Origin of the sequence: Mesorhizobium sp. M4B.F.Ca.ET.089.01.1.1, assembly GCF_004022605.1 — a bacterium.
In the GTDB taxonomy this organism is placed as follows: domain Bacteria; phylum Pseudomonadota; class Alphaproteobacteria; order Rhizobiales; family Rhizobiaceae; genus Mesorhizobium; species Mesorhizobium abyssinicae.
In genome coordinates, this window is record NZ_RZOS01001057.1 from 1 (window position 1) to 767 (window position 767).

1 protein-coding gene is annotated in these 767 nt (G+C 59.8%); it reads right to left on the bottom strand.

Annotated features, from left to right (window positions below):
• Positions 1 to 302: iron chelate uptake ABC transporter family permease subunit (locus tag EN780_RS35980; RefSeq protein WP_210215102.1), on the bottom strand; the 302-nt coding region annotated here is incomplete at its 3' end.
• Between the last annotated feature and the right edge of the window lie 465 nt (positions 303 to 767).

Sequence of the window (767 nt, forward strand, 5' to 3'; positions counted from 1 at the left end):
GCCGCGCCCTGCGAAGCGCCGAGGATCGCGGGCGAAACCAGAGGATTGCGAAAGATACACTGATAAGTCGCCCCGGCCGCAGCTAGGCTGGCGCCGACCAGCAGCGCGCCGGCAATGCGCGGCAGCCTGATTTCCCAAACGACTGTCTCCACTGTCGCGGTCCAGTCGGCCTCGCCGCCGATGATGGGGTGCAGTAAGATCCGCAACGCCATCAGCGGCGGCACGGGATAGCGCCCGGTGGCGAAGGCCAACACCACCGCCGAGAGCAGCAGCATGAAAAGAACAAGATAGAGCGGCCACAACGGTTGTCGCCGCGACCCTCCCCGGCCTCGACGACCCTTATGTGAAGTGGTCATAGTTGCCGCGCCGTTTCTCCCGATGGCGAGACCAGAGTGCAACTAACCACGGAGCCAGGGGCGTCCCCGGCTCGGACCGTGGACGAAACCACCGCCTGGGCGTTGGTATCATCAAGACGTTGCGCAGCTTCGGCCGCGAACCTGTGGACGAATTCGAAGGCCAAGGCGGTTAATTCCTCAGCAGGAGGAAGTAAATGAGCCACAACAGCTTCTTCAGCTTCAATGCACGACGAGATTGAACTCCGCTCCCTTACCGCGCCTCATTGGAGTGAGCCAGAACGCGCTGAAACTCCTTCATAGCTAAACCTGAACGCTCGAACTGAATTTCGTTATCCAAGACTTGATCGAGTAATGCTTTGCTTCCAAATGGCGTTCGCGTCCGCGCGCTGGATAAGTGTGGAAATATTGAGC